This window comes from Bradyrhizobium sp. CCH5-F6 (assembly GCF_001556045.1).
Taxonomy (GTDB): Bacteria; Pseudomonadota; Alphaproteobacteria; order Rhizobiales; family Xanthobacteraceae; genus Bradyrhizobium.
This window is the reverse complement of the sequence record NZ_LSIC01000124.1, coordinates 1-16,238: the sequence shown is the minus strand read 5'-3', so window position 1 is coordinate 16,238 and position 16,238 is coordinate 1. Positions and strand designations below refer to the sequence as shown.

Below are 16,238 nucleotides of genomic sequence, written 5' to 3'. Positions count from 1 at the left end.
CCCCGACCGAAACGCTGTTGATTTGTCCGTTTGAATAGCGGACCTGAGGGAGTTCGCAAAGCCAACAGCTCTCGTGTCCCGGACGCGGTGCAGCACTCTTGCGACGCCCCGCAAAGCCGGGGCACGAGAGCTCACCTCAGAAACACGTCGTCCGTTCAGCCGCAATGTAGCCGAACAACAGGCCGACGCCGAACAGCAGGACCAGGCCGGCGGCGCCGAATTCGACGCCGCGCATGAACAGCGCACCGCCGCCGTCGCGCCCGGCGCTGAGACGCTGCGCGATCTCCTTGGCGGAGACGGCGATGACCGCGATGGCCGCGACCGTGATCGCGGTGCCGAGACCCATCAGGAACGTTGCGGCGACGCCGGCCCAGAACAGGCCCTGCGCCAGCGCGAACACCAGGACCAGGATCGCACCCGAGCAGGGGCGGATGCCGACGGTCAGGATCGCAGCGAACCCGCGCCGCCAGCCACCGGGGCCAGCGAGTTCGCTGGGGGTGGGGCCGTGCGAATGGCCGCAATGCTCGTCATGGACGTGACCATGGTCGTGGTCATGGTGAGCATGGCTGTGGCCATGGTGGTGATCATGCCCGTGACCATGGTCATGGTGATCGTGGGCATCAAGGTGATGGTGATCGTGGGCATGATGGTCATGCGGCACGCCTGCGATCGCCGGTACCGGGTGCGCCACCTGGAGCGCGCGGATGAAGGCGCCGCCCTTGACCCAGACCAGGCGCAGGCCGAACAACGCGATCAGGGCGTAGCTCGCGATCTCGATCACGCCTTCCGCCTTGCACATGGTCTTTGCGGTCGCATTCAGGATCCAGGCCGAAATGCCGACGATGAGGATCGCCACCAGCGACTGCATCAGGGCCGAGGCAAAGGACAACGCAATGCCGCGCCGCGCCGTCTCGCGGTTGGCGACCACGTAAGAAGCGATCACCGCCTTGCCATGACCCGGGCCAGCGGCATGGAAGATTCCATACGCGAAGGAGATGAACAGCAGCGTCCACACCGCCGAGCCGTCGGACTTCGCCGCGCGGATGGTCGACGACATCTGCCGATAGAATTCCGACTGTTTTGCCAGGAGCCAGCCGATCAGGCCACCCGCCTCGGGGGCGGCCGCCTGCTGCGTGCGCGGCGCGCCGAACGGATTTTGCGCCAGCAGATCGTGAAGCGCGGCATCAGCCGCGACCACGACCACCAGAACGGCGGCGCAGGCGGTCAGCCCGCGCGCGAGCGGAGAGAGTTGCGGCTTCAAGGGCAATCCACCGTGATCTTGTTGGCGAACATCATGCCGAAATTCGAATTCTCGCCGTTCAGGAAGGTCTGCTCGTTCAGCTTCTGCGCGCTCGCGGTGCCGTCGTTCGGCCGCTCGAGCTTCATCTGGCAGCCCGCGGGCGCGCCGACCAGCTTGATCGGATTGTCCTTGGCCATCTTGAAGTCGATGAAGAAGGAGCGGTCGAACACTTCGAGCACCAGCTGCTTGGGCTTGACCGGATTCTTCAGCGGCAGCGTGAAGTGCAGGGTCAGCACCGTGTCCTTGTAGTCGAGGAAATAGTCGACCGGCTCCTGGAATCGCTCCTTCTTGCCGTCCGCTCGCGCGAAGGTGAAGTAGGCGTATTCCTTGAGCGACTCGACATTGGTCTGCGCCAGCGGCCCGAGCTCCTCGCGGGTATAGGCCCCCTTGGTCTTGCTCTCGAGCCCCTGCACCGCATAGGCCGAGAACATGTCATCGAAGGTCCATGCATGGCGGACGCCGGTGATGGTCCCGTCGGCGGCATAGAGCAGCTCGCTGGTCGCGGTGATCCAGACATGCGGATGCGCGCGCGCCGCGCCCGCCGCGAGTGACAGACCGGCGGCAAGCAGCAGACCGAGAAGGACGCGCATGCCCATCAGGCCGCCTTGGGGGTATCGAGCAGACCACGCCGGCGCAGCAGCGCGTCCGGCTCCGGCGGGCGGCCGCGGAAGGCCTCATAGGCGGCCTCCGGATCGACCGATCCGCCCGAGGCGTAGATGTCGTCGTGCAGACGCTTGGCGACCGCGGGATCGAAGATGTCCCCGGTCTCCTCGAACGCGCCGAAGGCATCGGCGTCCATCACCTCCGACCACATGTAGCTGTAATAGCCCGCGGCATAATGATCGCCGGTGAAGATGTGGCCGAACTGCGTGGGCCGGTGACGCAGCGCAATCTCCTCGGGCATGCCGATCTTCTCCAGCTCGCGTCTCTCGAAGGCGCGGACATCCTGCGCGGCGGCGGCCGGCTGGGTGTGGAATTCCAGGTCGATCAGCGCCGAGGAGACGAACTCGACGGTGGCAAAGCCCTGGTTGAACTTTCGCGCGGCGAGGAACCGCTGCAGCAGCTCGTCCGGCAGCGGTTCACCGGTCTGGTAATGGCGCGCGAACTTCTGCAGCACCTCGGGCCGCTCCTGCCAGTGCTCGTAGAGCTGGGACGGCAGCTCGACGAAGTCGGTGAACACGGAGGTGCCCGACAGCGAGGGGTAGGTCACGTTGGAGAGCATGCCGTGCAGGCCATGGCCGAACTCGTGGAACAGGGTGCGGGCATCGTCGGGCGACAGCAGCGAAGGCTCGCCGCCGGCCCCCTTGGCAAAATTACAGATGTTGAGAACGAGCGGCGCGACGTCGCCGTCGAGCTTCTGCTGGTCGCGCAGCGAGGTCATCCAGGCGCCGGAGCGCTTCGAGGGCCGGGCGAAGTAGTCACCATAGAACAGCGCCTTGTGCTTGCCGTCCCTGCCCTTCATCTCCCAGACCCGGACGTCGGGGTGCCAGACCGGAACGTCCTTGCGCTCCTCGAAGGTGACGCCGAACAGGCGCGTCGCGCAATCGAAGGCGGCGGCGATCATGTTGTCGAGCGACAGGTAGGGCTTGATCGCCGCGTCGTCGAAATTGGCGCGCTGAAGGCGCAGCTTCTCGGCGTAGAAGCGCCAGTCCCAGGGCGCGAGCTTGAAATTGCCGCCCTCGGCCGCGATCAGCGCCTGCATCTCGTCGCGGTCGGCGAGCGCGCGTGCTCTCGCCGGCTTCCAGACCCGCTCCAACAGGCCCCGCACCGCTTCCGGCGTCTTGGCCATGGAGTCTTCGAGCCGGTAGGCGGCGAAAGTCGGGTAGCCCAGGAGCTTGGCGCTTTCCTCGCGCAGCTTCAGGATCTCGACGATGGTTCCATTGTTGTCATTGGCGTTGCCGTTGTCGCCACGCGCGATGAAGGCTTTGTAGACCTTCTCGCGCAGGTCACGCCGGGCAGAGCTCTTCAGGAACTGCTCGACCGAGGAGCGCGACAGCGTGACGATGGCCTTGCCTTCCATGCCGCGCTCTTCTGCCGCAGCCTTGGCACCGGCGACAAAGCTCTCCGGCAGGCCCTCGCAATCGGCCTCCCCGAGCTCCATGAACCAGTCCTGCTCGTCGCCGAGCAGATGGTGGCTGAAGCCGGTGCCGAGCTGGGCGAGCCTTTCGTTGATCTCGGCCATCCGCGTCTTGGCCTCCTCGGAGAGACCGGCGCCGGAGCGGTGGAAGCGGGTGTAGGTGCGCTCCAGCAGGCGAAGCTGCTCCGGGGTCAGCCCAAGATCGGCGCGGTTCTCGTGCAGCTGGGCGATGCGGCCAAACAGCACGGCGTTCATCATGATCGGATTCCAGTGCCGCGCCATCCGCAAGGAGACCTCCTTGTCGATCTCCAGGATGGCCGGATTGGAATGCGCCGAGACGAGGTCGTAGAAGACCGAGGCGACCTTGCTCAGCAGCTTGCCTGAGCGCTCCAGCGCCGTGACGGTGTTGGCGAAGTCGGGTGCCGCCGGGTCACTGGTGATCGCCGCGATCTCGGCGGCGTGGTCGGCAAAGGCCTGCTCGAAGGCCGGCAGGAAGTGCTCCGGCTTGATCTCGTCGAAAGGCGGGGTCGCAAACGGCGTCACCCAGGCCTTCAGCAGCGGGTTGGTCTCGGTGTCCGTAATTTGGCGGGATTCTGACATCACAAGTCCGATTTTCCTGGCTCGATTGTTGCGGCTAGCTATAGCACGCGATGGGGCTTTTTTGGGCCGTTTGCCCTTGCTCCCGGCCGTCTTTTCGGGGAGATTGCGGCCCTCGAAGCTACGGACCCTGAGCTCATGAACGCGCCCGCCTCCTCGTCCCGCCAGATCGTCTGGCCCAGCGTCATCACCGTCATCAGCGCCGCCATCCTGATCGGCGCGGAGGTGTTCGGCGCGGCCTTTGCCGGCGGCTGGGCGCTCGCGATCCTGTTCGGACTCGGCGACCAGGGTGCGCACATCCTACAAGCGGTGCTGTTCGCACTCGGCGTGTTCGTGATGACCGCGTTCATCCGCGCAGCGCAGCGCATCGAGCCCTTCACGAAGCGCGGCTGACGCTTCTCGCGCGCGAGAGACTCCGCGCGCCGCGAAAAACTTAACGCCCGTTCATCTTCCGCGTCGCTCGCGCAACACTGCGCAAGCAGATGTTAGGCAATTCTGTTCTCAGCCTAAAAAAATTCTTGCGAAGCAGAGTCAAAACGCTTATGTGCGCTCTTGCCCAATTTCGCACGTGCCTGTGGTCGTGTGTCAGTCGGTAGGTATCCGGACAAGAGGCCGGACAGCCGCCAAGGGGTGAAGAAGCCGAGGGGCTCTTCGGAAGTGCGGAAGTCGCGAGACTGAAGAAGTCGAACGACGGAAGGCAAACCCGGAGCGTCCAGCATCTCTCTCAAGAGATGCCTTGTCGAAGGTGACTTCACTTTTTGCAACCGTGACTGGCAGCCGGAGGCGAACCGGCGCACCCCGCTCTCAACGGGGGACGCGACTTAAAGCAACGACGGATCGGGCTTTTTTGGTCTCTACCGGCAGTCCAACGCCGGCGCGGGCTACTGAAAAGGCTTGTCCTTCATTGCCAGGTGTGCGGGCGGGAAAATTCCCAACCAATCCACGGCAGCACAATTCGGTCTAGGGTTCTTGGCCCTGTCGCGCCTCCATCGTGCGGCAGCGGCGTAGCACCCTCGTCCGAGAACCACTTTGAACGAGCTCCGTCGCTGGGGCCGCTTTGGAGAGTGCTATGACCGAACGTATCCAGGAATTCCTGCGCAACCGCCGCAAGGATGGCCTCGACACCGAGCCGTGCCTCGTCGTCGACCTCGAGGTCGTGCGCGACAATTACCAGAGCTTCGCCAAGGCGCTGCCCGACAGCCGCGTGTTCTATGCCGTCAAGGCGAACCCGGCGCCGGAAGTGCTGAGCCTGCTCGCCTCCATGGGCTCCTGCTTCGACACCGCAACGGTCGCCGAGATCGAGATGGCGCTGGCCGCGGGTGCGACGCCCGACCGCATCTCCTTCGGCAACACGATCAAGAAGGAGCGCGACATCGCGCGCGCGTTCGCGCTCGGCATCCGGCTGTTCGCGGTCGACTGCGCCGCCGAGGTCGAGAAGGTCGCCCGTGCCGCCCCCGGCGCGAAGGTGTTCTGCCGCATCCTCTATGACTGCGCCGGCGCCGAGTGGCCGCTGTCGCGCAAGTTCGGCTGCGACCCGGAAATGGCGGTCGAGGTGCTCGACCTCGCCAAGCGCCTGGGGCTGGAGCCGTGCGGCATCTCCTTCCATGTCGGCTCGCAGCAGCGCAAGGTGAAGGCGTGGGACCGTGCGCTCGCGATGGCCTCGCAGGTGTTCCGCGACTGCGCCGAGCGCGGCATCAACCTGTCCATGGTCAACATGGGCGGCGGCTTCCCGACCAAGTACCTGAAGGACGTGCCGCCGGTGGTCACCTACGGCCGTTCGATCTTCCGCGCGCTGCGCAAGCACTTCGGCAACCAGATTCCGGAGACCATCATCGAGCCGGGCCGTGGCATGGTGGGCAATGCCGGCATCATCGAATCCGAGGTCGTGCTCATCTCGAAGAAGAGCGACGAGGACGAGGTGCGCTGGGTCTATCTCGACATCGGCAAGTTCGGCGGTCTCGCCGAGACGATGGACGAGTCGATCCGTTATGCCATCCGCACCTGTCACGACGGTGCGGACATGACGCCGTGCGTGCTCGCAGGTCCGACCTGCGACAGCGCCGACGTGCTGTACGAGAAGAACCCGTATCCGCTTCCGGTCACGCTCGAGATCGGCGACAAGGTTCTGATCGAAGGCACCGGGGCCTATACGTCGACCTACTCGTCGGTGGCGTTCAACGGTATCCCGCCGCTGAAGACGTACCACATCTGATCCGCCTCTCCGTCTGAGGCCTGACGAACCCCGGGAGCCGGCGTGCCGGCTCCTCCCTCACATCTTCGATTTCTGACGACGTCTTGGACTGGCGTGCCTCGCGCGTGCCCGTTCAAGCGGGGATTGACGCGCCATGACTGCTCCTCGGAAGCCACAGTTCGCCCTCACCTCGAAAGCCGCTCCGTTCGTGATCCGCGCGGAACGTGCTGCCGACGTCGCGATGCGTGAAGCGCTGCTCGATGCCTGCTTTGGCGAGAACCGCCACGGCCGCACCTGCCAGCGCCTGCGCGACGGACGTGCACCCGCCGCAGGCCTTGCCCTGTCGGCGATGCGCGAGGGTAAGCTGGTGGGAACCGTGCGGCTGTGGCACGTCAGCGCCGGAGGCAGGCCCGCTCTGGTCCTCGGACCGCTGGCGGTCGACCCTGCCTTCCGCGAGCTCGGGATCGGCGCCGCGCTGATGCATCAGGCGCTGGCCGCCGCCCGGGCACGCGGGCATGCCGCCGTGATCCTGCTCGGCGACGCGCCCTATTATGCCCGTTTCGGCTTCTCGGCCGAGAAGACCGGCGCGCTGTCGCTGCCCGGCCCGTTCGAGCGCGATCGGTTGCTCGCGATCGAATTCGCCGACGGCGCGCTCGCTGGTGCCGAAGGGATGATCGTCGCGACCGGCACGGCCCTGCCCAAACGGAGGGCGGTTCGCGCCCTCCAGGCGCACGCGGCCTGAGGGATCGCCTTCATAGCGAAGGGCGCAGCCGTACTGAGCGGCAGCGCCCAAACGCGCCTGCGCTGGCTCCCTTTGGGGTTGCGCAGGCGAGGGAAACGCCCTTTAACCCCGCGAAACATCCCATCCGTCGAGGCCCACGACCATGTCCCGTCGCCTGATCTCCACCGGCTCCCCGCTCGAGAAGACCGTCGGCTACAGCCGCGCCGTGATCGACGGCGATTTTGCCTTCGTCGCGGGGACCACTGGCTATGACTACACCACGATGACGATGCCGGCCGATGTCACGAGCCAGTCACGCAACTGCTTCAAGACCATCGAAGCCGCCCTGAAGGAGGGCGGATTCGAGATGGCCGATATCGTCCGTGCGACCTACTACGTCACCGACGCAAGCTACATCGATGCCCACTTCGCCGTCTGCGGCGAGGTTCTCGGTGACATCAGGCCGGCGGCGACGTTGCTGGTCGTCGCCGCCCTCGCCAAGCCCGAGATGAAGGTCGAGATCGAAGTCACCGCCAAGCGCCGCGGCGTCTAAAAAGCGCCGCAGCGCCTGATCCACCCCTCCCCCTGTCTGCCAGCACTTTCCGGAGAAACCATCCCATGAGCCCCGCCTCGCAGATCTACGCGAAGATCACCGGTCCCATCGTCATGGTCGGCTTCGGCTCCATCGGCAAAGGCACATTGCCGCTGATCGAGCGGCATCTCGACTACGACAAGTCGCGCATCACCGTGCTCGATCCCAAGGACGAGGGCCGCAAGGCGCTTTGCGAGAAGCACAATGTCAGGTTCATCCAGAAGGGCCTGACCAAGGACAATTATCGCGAGGTGCTGACCCCGCTGCTCACCGAGGGCGGAGGCCAGGGTTTTTGCGTCAACCTCTCGGTCGATACCGGCTCGACCGACATCATGGAGCTGTGCAACGAGCTCGGCGCTCTCTACATCGACACCGTCAACGAGCCCTGGCTCGGCTTCTATTTCGATTCGTCGAAGGGGCCCGAAGCGCGCTCCAACTACGCCCTGCGCGAAACCACCCTGGCCGCCAAGAAGGCGCGCCCGGCGGGCTCGACGACGGCCATCTCCTGCTGCGGCGCCAACCCCGGCATGGTCTCCTTCTTCGTCAAGCAGGCGCTGCTCAATGTCGCCGCCGATCTGAAGCTCAATGCTCCCAGGCCGAAGACCAAGGCGGAGTGGGCGGATTTGATGCGGCAGGCCGGCATCAAGGGCATCCACATCGCCGAGCGCGACACCCAGCGTTCCAAGAAGCCGAAGGAGCCCGATGTCTTCGTCAACACCTGGTCGGTGGAAGGCTTCCTGTCGGAAGGCATGCAGCCGTCCGAACTCGGCTGGGGCACCCATGAGAAATGGATGCCCGAGAATGCACATACCCACCAAACCGGCTGCGGCGCCGCCATCTATCTGATGCAGCCCGGCGCCAACACGCGCGTGCGCACCTGGTGCCCGACCCGCGGCGCGCAATATGGCTTCCTCGTCACCCACAACGAGTCGATCTCGATCGCGGATTACTTCACCGTGCGCGACGCATCGGGCGCGGCGGTCTATCGGCCGACCTGCCACTATGCCTACCATCCGGCCGACGATGCCGTGCTGTCACTGCATGAAATGTTCGGCCGCGCCGGGAAGATGCAGGAGAAGCACCATATCCTCGATGAGAACGAGATCGTCGACGGCATCGACGAGCTCGGCGTGCTGCTGTTCGGCCATGACAAGAACGCCTATTGGTACGGCTCGCAGCTCTCCATCGAAGAAACCCGCAAGCTCGCGCCCTATCAGAACGCCACCGGCCTGCAAGTCACCTCCGCCGTGCTCGGCGGCATGGTGTGGGCGCTGGAGAACCCGAACGAAGGCATCGTCGAGGCCGACGAGATGGATTTCGATCGTCTCTTGGAAATCCAGTTGCCCTATCTCGGCCCGGTGAAGGGCTTCTACACCGACTGGACGCCGCTGACGGATCGGCCGGGACTGTTTCCGGAAGATATCGACACGAGCGATCCCTGGCAGTTCCGGAACGTTCTGGTGCGGTGAGGCAACATGTCATTCCGGGGCGGCGCGCAGCGCCGAGCCCGGAATCCATCGGGCGACAGTACGTGCAGATGAACGGATTCCGGGCTCGCGCTACGCGCGCCCCGGAATGACGGCGAGAAAACTATTTCTCCCTGATGGGCGGCCCGACCTTCTCGGCCGGAGCCGGCGGCAACGCCGGCCTGGTCGCGGCGCCCTGCGTCTCGGAATCCGGCCGCGCGGGCTCTGGGGCCGGCGTGGTCGGACGGTCCCCGCCGGGCTTGGATTCCGCGGGCGTCTTGCTCTGATCGTTGGACGGGGTGCCCTGGAGCGGTGGTGTCGCCTGTGCCAGCTCCATCCGGCTTTCGGCACGGATTTGAGCGAGTGACATCACCGACACCACGACACCTGCTGCGAACAGGGAGCAGGCGACTATCAGGTCGCGTTTGAGTCTGCGATTTCCATTGCCGGTCATGTCGATCACCGCCTTTTCAGCAGGATCAACGAAATTGCGCGACGGCAGTTCCGCAGCAGGCCGAGAGGGGAACCCGACCGCCGCGCGCCAAAACGCCGCGCTAATCGGTCGTGCTGACCTCCCACGTCGCGTGCCGCACGCCCGGCAAATGCTGCAAATCCGTCGCCACCGCGTTCAGCTCGTTTGGATCGACCGCGCTCGCGACCAGCCTTGCGACGATCTCCAGAACATCCTCGCCGATCTCGACCACGTCGACATCGGCCACCGGATATTTGGCGGCCTCGAGCTTGTCGATGAGCCGGTCGCGCATATCCGGCAGGGCGTCAGTCGCCACTGCGAGCTTGAAGTAGTAGGTCGCTTCCGAGGTCTTCTCGTTCAGCGGAATACGGTTGATGGCGTTGACCAGCGGACGCAGCAGCGTGTTGCCGGCGATGACGAAGAAGGTGAGCGCCGCCGCTTGCGCGACCATGTCGCCCCCGGCGCAGGAGCCGACGGCGGCCGATGCCCAGAGCGTCGCCGCGGTGTTGAGCCCACGGACGTCCATGCCCTGCTTCATGATGACACCGGCCCCTAGGAAGCCGATGCCTGAGACGACGTAGGAGATTACACGGACCGCGCCCTCGGCGCCGTCCAGATGCATCGCCAGGTCGACGAAAGCCGCGGCGCCGACCGCGACCAGCACGTTGGTGCGCAGGCCCGCGGTGCGCTGGCGGTACTGCCGCTCGGCGCCGATCAGCGTGCCCAGCACGAAGGCCGTGATCAGGCTGACCAGGGTATCCGCGAAGTCGGCAAGCTGGAATGTCGTCAGAAATCGCATGGTTCCCTATACGGCGGGATCCATGACAGATTAAAGCTCCAGCAGGCCGCCGTCCCCATTTTCATCGGCAAAGGCCAGCAGCGAGCCCTTGGCATTCCAGGCGAGCGCGGCGACGGGCGGAGTGCCGTTACGGCGCACCAGGATCTCCGCGCCGTCCTCCAGGCGCACCATCAGCACGGTGCCGTCGCTGTAGCCGGCGGCGAGGATGTCGTTCTTCGGATGGCAGGCGACCACGGACACGCGTGCCTGGAGCGGGGCGAGCATCGCGGGCTCCTTGCCCATCGGGCCGTCCTTGCTGCCGAACGGCCACATGATGACCGTATCGGCGCCTGAAGTCGCCAGCGCCTTGCCCCCTGCGCTCCACGACATCGAGCGAACGCGGCCGGGATAGCCGGTCATGCGCATGTGCCTGTTGTCGGCGAGCCGCCAGCCATGCAGGGCCGGCTCGTGCATCGCGGTGACCAGGAATTTGTTGTCCGGGCTGAAGGTGACGCTGTGATGCGAACCGGCCCAGGGCAGGAATTCGGCCGATCCCGCCATGTTCGGAAACCACAGCGTCACGCCGTTGTAATGCGCGATCGCGAGCCGAAGGCCCTTCGGCGCGAACGCGAGTCCGCCGACGGTCGACGGCACCTCGATCGACTTCTCCTCGGTCTTGCCGCTCTTGACGGTGGCCGTCTTGCCGGCCGACCAGGCGAAGGCGCCGTCCGCATGGAGCGCCACCGCATCGATCCAGCGCCGCTTCGGATCGGTGGCGAGCAGCGTTACCTCACCCTTGGCGTCGAGCGAGACGACCTTGCCGTCGTCACCGCCCAACACGAGCCGCTTGCCGTCGGAGGCGGTCGAGAGAATGCCGCCGTTGTGCACGGCGACAGTGGTGATCTCACCTTTGTCGTCGACGAACGCGACGTTTTCCTCGCCCCCGACGAAAGCGGCGCGCGGACCAAGGAAATGCACCGAGGTCACGGCCATGCCGAGTTCGACCGGCTTGACGCGGTCGGTGACGGAGACGATCGAGGCGGAATCGGGAGGCGGCGTAAACTCTTTCATCACGAGACGATGCAGCTCTCGAAACCCTTGCGGATCGCCTCTTCCGGCAATTCGCGACCGATGAAGACGAGGCGGCTCTCGCGCGGCTCGCCCTCCTTCCACTTCCGCTGGTGATTGCCCTCCAGCATCATGTGGACGCCCTGGAAGACGTAGCGGTCGTCGTCGTCGTGGAAGGCGAGGATACCCTTGGAGCGCAGGATCTTGCCGCCCTCGACCTGCACCAGGTTCTGGAGCCAGGGCATGAACACATTCGGATCGAGCGGCTTGTCGGTCTTGAGCGAGAGCGACTGCATTTCTTCATCGTGATAGTGCTTCAGGCCGTGACCGTGATCATGGTGGTGATGGTCGTGGCCGTGATGGTGGTGATCATGATCGTGGTCATGATCATCGGCCTCCAGGAAGTCCGGCTCGATGTCGAGGATGCGGTCGAGGTCGAACGCCCCGCGGTCGAGCACGTCGCCCAGCGCCACAGCGCAACGCTCGGTGCGGTGGAGTTTCGCATAGGGGTTGATACCGCGAATGCGGGCCTCGACCTCGGCGAGCTCGCCCTTGGTAACGAGATCGGTCTTGTTCAGCACGATCACGTCGGCAAAGGCGATCTGGTTCTTGGCTTCGGGCGCATCCTTGAGCCGGTCGGACAGCCACTTTGCGTCGGCCACCGTGACCACCGCGTCGAGCCGCGCGTTCTTCTGCACGTCCTCGTCGACGAAGAAGGTCTGGGCGACCGGCGCGGGATCGGCAAGGCCGGTGGTCTCGACGATGATGGCGTCGAACTTGCCCTTGCGCTTCATCAGGCCATCCATGATGCGGACGAGGTCGCCGCGCACGGTGCAGCAGATGCAGCCATTGTTCATCTCGAACACTTCCTCATCGGCGCCGATGATGAGGTCGTTGTCGATGCCGATCTCGCCGAATTCGTTGACGATGACGGCGTATTTCTTGCCGTGGTTTTCGGACAGGATGCGGTTGAGCAGCGTGGTCTTGCCGGCACCGAGATAGCCGGTCAGGACGGTCACGGGAATCTTTTGGGAGGTCGCGTCAGACATAACAACTCCGGACTTCGGGCTTTTCGCGCGACGCGAGGCGGGGTGGCCCCTGCCTAATGGTCAAGCGCGCTGGTCAGGGCCTTTATATTGTGCCTGACCATGTCAATGTAAGTGGGTGCAGGCCCCTTTTCGCCCGTCAAACCGTCCGAAATCAGGGTCCCGCCGACCCTCGCGCCAGTCTCGGCCGCGATCCGGCGGATCAGCCGGTCGTCGCTGATATTCTCCAGGAACACGGCCGGGATCTTCTGGGCCTTGATCTGGCCGATGATGGCCGCCACGTCGCGCGCGCTGGGTTCGGTTTCCGTGGAGACGCCCCGGGGGGCGATGAACTGGATACGGTACTCGGCGGAAAAATAGCCGAAGGCGTCGTGGGTGGAGATCACCTTGCGCCGCTCCCGTGGGATTGTCGCCACGGCGTCGCGGACCTCGCGGTCCAGCGTTTCGAGCTTTTCCAGATAGGCCTTGGCCTGGGCGCGGAAGAACTCCGCATCATCCGGACTGGCGGTCGCCAGCGCATTGGCGATGTCGGTGACGTAGACCTTGGCGTTGGGGATGGATTGCCAGGCATGGGGGTCGGCGGCGGTGCCGAGTTTCAACGGCGAGATGCCGGCGCTCGCAATCACGACCTGGGCCTTGCTGCCCGCGGACTGCACGAGGCGCGGCAGCCAGCCCTCGAGGCCGAGCCCGTTGACGATGACGAGCTTTGCGGAAGAGATCCGCTTCGCATCGGCGGGCCCCGGCGTATAGACATGGACGTCGCCGTCCGCGCCGACCAGCGTCGTCAGGTTGATGCGGTCGCCGCCGACGTTGCGGACGAAGTCGCCGAGGATCGAGAAGCTCGCGACGACGTTGAGCCGCTCCGCGGCTTGCAGCGGCGAGGCGATCAGCAACAGCGCACAAAGCAGGATGAGCCGCATCGTCACGCTTCCAGATGCCGGCCGGGAAACAGCTGCCGGACGATACCGCCGACCCGGCCGAACAGGACGGAGACCACGTAGATCACCGTCGCGACGAGAATGATCGCCGGGCCCGAGGGCACGCGGGTCTGGAATGACAACACGAGGCCGGCATAGCCCGAGACCGCGGCAGCGACGACGGCGATGCAGATCATTGCGGTGAGATCGCGCGACCAGAACCGGGCGATGCCCGCGGGCAGGATCATGAGGCCGACCGCAAGCAGCGTGCCGAGCGCCTGGAAGCCGTTGACGAGGTTGATGACGACGAGCGCGAGGAAGGCGAGATGCGCAGGTCCCCCGGCCCGGCTCACGGTGCGCAGGAACAGGGGATCGACGCTCTCGATCACCAGCGGACGATAGATCACCGCGAGCACCAGCAGCGTCACCGTGGCGTTGAAGGCGACCACCAGCAGCGTCTGGTCGTCCATCGCGAGGATGTTGCCGAACAGCACGTGCAGCAGGTCGATGTTGGTACCCTTGATCGAGACGATGGTGACGCCGAGGGCCAGCGAAGCGAGATAGAAGGTCGCGAGCGAAGCATCCTCCTTCAGCCCGGTCGAGCGCGCGACCACCCCGGCGAGGATCGCGACGGCGAAACCGGCAATCAGGCCACCGGCCGTCATCGCAAACAGGTTCAGACCGGACAGCAGGAATCCGACGGCCGCGCCGGGCAGGATCGCGTGCGCCATGGCATCGCCGACGAGGCTCATCCGCCGCAGCATCAGGAATACGCCGATCGGCGCGCCCGCCAGCGCCAGCGCGATCACGGCGGCGAGCGCCCGCCGCATGAACTCGAATTCTGTGAACGGACCGATCAGCGCGTCATAGATCATCGCATATCAAGCCGCCCGCGAGCTGATATCGTCGTCCGCGCAGGCCGCGGCAGTGTCGTCGAAGGCCTCGCACATCCGCATCGCGACCATCAGGTTGTCCGGCGTCAGCACCTCGGCAGTCGGTCCCCACGCCACCGGGCCCCGCGCCAGCACCAGCGTCTCGCTGAAATGGTTGCGCACCATCTCCATGTCGTGCAGCGCGGCCAGCACGGTGCGGCCCTCGGCGTGCCACTCCTTCACCAGCGCGAGCAGATCGGCCGTGGTCTTGCTGTCGATGGCGTTGAAGGGCTCGTCGAGCACGATCAGACTTGCGTCCTGGAGCAGCACCCGCGCGAACAGCACGCGCTGCATCTGGCCGCCGGAGAGCGTCCCGATCGGGCGATTCTCGAAACCATTGAGACCAACGGCGGTGATCGCGCGCAAGATCTTCTCGCGCGCGGCCTTGCCGATGCCGCCGAACAGGCCGGTGCCGCGCCACAGCCCGGTGCCGACGAAATCGAACACCGAGATCGGAAAGCTGCGGTCGATCTCCGCGCTCTGCGGCAGATAGGCGATATCCCGGTTGTCGAGGGCGCCGAGATGGATGCTGCCGTCGAGCGGCTTGAGGATACCGACGATGCCGCGCAGCAGGGTCGACTTGCCGGCGCCGTTCGGGCCGACCACGGCGACCAGCGCACCCGGCGCGATCTCGCCGCTGAGATGATGCACGGCCGGGTGCCGGTCATAGCCCAGCGTAACGTTGTGGAAATGCAGCGCCGCCATCCTCACCTCATCGCCAGGAAGACGATCCCCCAGAGCACCGCACAGACCGCAAGCGCAGCCACGAGCCGGCCCGCCATGGTCATGCGCAGGATCGACCAGGGCGCCGCCTGGGCCGGATGCGGAGACGTCGCATCATGGCCGTGATCGTGCCCGTGCGGATGCCCGTGGGCATGGGAGTGGCCGTGGGCAGGGTGATGATGGGCGTGAGACGCAGCGGGAACCATAATAGGCACGTTATATTATAACATTACCCCTGTCCACGACGAGGTCACGGCTTGCCGATAATCATGGCGATGGCGGCGGCCACGAACGGGAACGGCAGCGAGACGGCGCAGCGGAACCAGACGAAACGGGCCGGCATGAACGGGATCTCCCACAAGATCACCCGCTGGAAGGCGAACAGCGCCCAGGCCACGACATAGGCGACCACCTGGGGCGCCCCGCCGCCCGACTTCAGCGCCACCGTACCGATGGAGAAGCCGATCACGGGACCACCGGGCGTGGCGGCGCCGGCGACCACGGCAGTTGCGACCCCGAGCCAGCCGCTGTCCGGGCCCAGCCAGCCCGTGATCACCTCCTGCGGGATGATGGCGGCGATGTAGCCGGAGCCGATCACACCCAGCGCGATCCGCGGCACGATGTTGATGAAGTCCATGGACCCTTCGCGCAGCGACGCCTTGAACACGGCAGGTCCGCGGCGGAAAGCGATCAGGCCAACGCCGAGAACCGAGCCCCAAAGCAGGATGTCGATCAGAAGCGCGGCGCTCAAGTTTCGTCGTCCTTCATGGCCGGCTTCGGATAGAGCCGAACGTAGACGAAGCGGCCGAGCGCGCCGGCCAGCACCGGCAGCGGCAGCGAGATGACGATCCGCCACAGCGTGAAATCCGTGCCCATGATCGGGATCTCCCAGGCCACCGCCCGGCCATAGCCGATCAGGGTCCAGCTCACGACCATGGCGATGGTGGCGCCGAAATCGGCGCCGACTGCGAGCAGCGCGCTCGCGACCGGATAGGCGGTGAAGGGGCCGCCCGGCAGGATCGCACCGAAGGCAGCGCCGATCAGAAGGCCCATCAGGCCGGATTTCGGCCCGAGCGACCGCGAGACTTTCTCGTGCGGCAGGATCTCCGAGATGAACGCGCCGAGCAGGCAGCCGGCCAGCACGCGCGGCAGGATGCCTGAGAACAGCGAAAGGTCGTGGGTGAGAATCTCGAGGACACCTTCGGTGCCGTCACGCCGCCAGACCATGCCCGCGCTCACCGCCACCAGGACCGCAATGATGATGGTCGACCAGCCGATCGGCTTGCGCACGCGCCCCGGCCGCGGCTCGGGGTCTGTGTCCTCTGCAGGCGCGGGGTCTTTCGGGGAGGGTTCTGACA

General features: G+C 65.6%; 18 protein-coding genes. 5 read left to right on the top strand and 13 right to left on the bottom strand.

The genetic code is table 11. The features are described 5' to 3' along the window. Window positions 1-136: 136 nt before the first annotated feature. The 3 genes from AX729_RS22995 to AX729_RS22985 are packed head-to-tail and all read right to left on the bottom strand — an operon-like array spanning window position 137 to window position 3,977. Window positions 137-1,261: a nickel/cobalt transporter gene (locus tag AX729_RS22995; RefSeq protein WP_197433652.1), complete on the bottom strand. Its 1,125-nt coding sequence runs from the start codon at window positions 1,259-1,261 to the stop codon at window positions 137-139. Then, window positions 1,258-1,896: a DUF1007 family protein gene (locus tag AX729_RS22990; RefSeq protein WP_061026574.1), complete on the bottom strand. Its 639-nt coding sequence runs from the start codon at window positions 1,894-1,896 to the stop codon at window positions 1,258-1,260. The genes AX729_RS22995 and AX729_RS22990 overlap by 4 nt, the downstream gene beginning before the upstream one ends. Next, on the bottom strand, window positions 1,896-3,977 hold the full coding sequence (locus AX729_RS22985) for a M3 family metallopeptidase (protein WP_061026573.1): 2,082 nt from the start codon (window positions 3,975-3,977) through the stop codon (window positions 1,896-1,898). Before AX729_RS22985 ends, AX729_RS22990 begins: the two co-directional genes overlap by 1 nt. Before the next feature lie 135 nt (window positions 3,978-4,112). Here AX729_RS22985 and AX729_RS22980 point away from each other — a divergent pair, with 135 nt between their 5' ends. From AX729_RS22980 to AX729_RS22960, 5 genes are all read left to right on the top strand, one after another. Beyond that, on the top strand, window positions 4,113-4,367 hold the full coding sequence (locus AX729_RS22980; RefSeq protein ID WP_061026572.1) for a hypothetical protein: 255 nt from the start codon (window positions 4,113-4,115) through the stop codon (window positions 4,365-4,367). Between the two features lie 676 nt (window positions 4,368-5,043). After that, window positions 5,044-6,186, top strand: a complete 1,143-nt coding sequence (locus AX729_RS22975; RefSeq protein ID WP_061026571.1) for a type III PLP-dependent enzyme — start codon at window positions 5,044-5,046, stop codon at window positions 6,184-6,186. Window positions 6,187-6,319: 133 nt separating this feature from the next. Beyond that, window positions 6,320-6,907, top strand: coding sequence for a GNAT family N-acetyltransferase (locus tag AX729_RS22970; RefSeq protein ID WP_061026570.1), 588 nt, complete (start codon window positions 6,320-6,322; stop codon window positions 6,905-6,907). Between the two features lie 142 nt (window positions 6,908-7,049). Beyond that, window positions 7,050-7,439, top strand: coding sequence for a RidA family protein (locus AX729_RS22965; protein WP_061026569.1), 390 nt, complete (start codon window positions 7,050-7,052; stop codon window positions 7,437-7,439). A gap of 65 nt (window positions 7,440-7,504) precedes the next feature. Further along, window positions 7,505-8,947, top strand: a complete 1,443-nt coding sequence (locus AX729_RS22960; protein ID WP_061026568.1) for a homospermidine synthase — start codon at window positions 7,505-7,507, stop codon at window positions 8,945-8,947. A 121-nt stretch (window positions 8,948-9,068) separates the two neighbouring features. Here AX729_RS22960 and AX729_RS22955 read toward each other — a convergent pair whose 3' ends face one another. The 10 genes from AX729_RS22955 to AX729_RS22910 all read right to left on the bottom strand — a co-directional run. Then, complete coding sequence (locus tag AX729_RS22955) at window positions 9,069-9,398, bottom strand: hypothetical protein (RefSeq protein ID WP_061026692.1); 330 nt, start codon at window positions 9,396-9,398, stop codon at window positions 9,069-9,071. A 100-nt stretch (window positions 9,399-9,498) separates the two neighbouring features. Beyond that, a complete protein-coding gene (locus tag AX729_RS22950; RefSeq protein ID WP_061026567.1) occupies window positions 9,499-10,215 on the bottom strand; it encodes an MgtC/SapB family protein in 717 nt (238 codons plus the stop codon). Between the two features lie 30 nt (window positions 10,216-10,245). After that, complete coding sequence (locus tag AX729_RS22945; RefSeq protein ID WP_061026566.1) at window positions 10,246-11,265, bottom strand: WD40 repeat domain-containing protein; 1,020 nt, start codon at window positions 11,263-11,265, stop codon at window positions 10,246-10,248. Further along, complete coding sequence (locus AX729_RS22940) at window positions 11,265-12,311, bottom strand: CobW family GTP-binding protein (protein ID WP_061026565.1); 1,047 nt, start codon at window positions 12,309-12,311, stop codon at window positions 11,265-11,267. The genes AX729_RS22945 and AX729_RS22940 overlap by 1 nt, the downstream gene beginning before the upstream one ends. 53 nt (window positions 12,312-12,364) lie before the next feature. After that, window positions 12,365-13,228: a metal ABC transporter substrate-binding protein gene (locus AX729_RS22935; protein WP_061026564.1), complete on the bottom strand. Its 864-nt coding sequence runs from the start codon at window positions 13,226-13,228 to the stop codon at window positions 12,365-12,367. Window positions 13,229-13,230: 2 nt separating this feature from the next. Next, the gene (locus tag AX729_RS22930; RefSeq protein ID WP_061026563.1) at window positions 13,231-14,100 is read right to left on the bottom strand and encodes a metal ABC transporter permease; all 870 of its coding nucleotides are present in this window, start codon (window positions 14,098-14,100) and stop codon (window positions 13,231-13,233) included. A gap of 6 nt (window positions 14,101-14,106) precedes the next feature. Then, window positions 14,107-14,862 carry a metal ABC transporter ATP-binding protein gene (locus AX729_RS22925; protein ID WP_061026562.1) on the bottom strand — a complete coding sequence of 252 codons (756 nt, stop codon included), beginning with the start codon at window positions 14,860-14,862 and terminating at the stop codon, window positions 14,107-14,109. Between the two features lie 2 nt (window positions 14,863-14,864). Beyond that, window positions 14,865-15,086, bottom strand: coding sequence for a hypothetical protein (locus AX729_RS22920; RefSeq protein ID WP_061026561.1), 222 nt, complete (start codon window positions 15,084-15,086; stop codon window positions 14,865-14,867). 44 nt (window positions 15,087-15,130) lie between these two features. Continuing rightward, complete coding sequence (locus AX729_RS22915; RefSeq protein ID WP_061026560.1) at window positions 15,131-15,631, bottom strand: hypothetical protein; 501 nt, start codon at window positions 15,629-15,631, stop codon at window positions 15,131-15,133. Then, window positions 15,628-16,238, bottom strand: a 611-nt coding sequence (locus AX729_RS22910) for a permease (RefSeq protein ID WP_061026691.1), incomplete at its 5' end; no start/stop codon positions are given. The genes AX729_RS22915 and AX729_RS22910, both read right to left, overlap by 4 nt.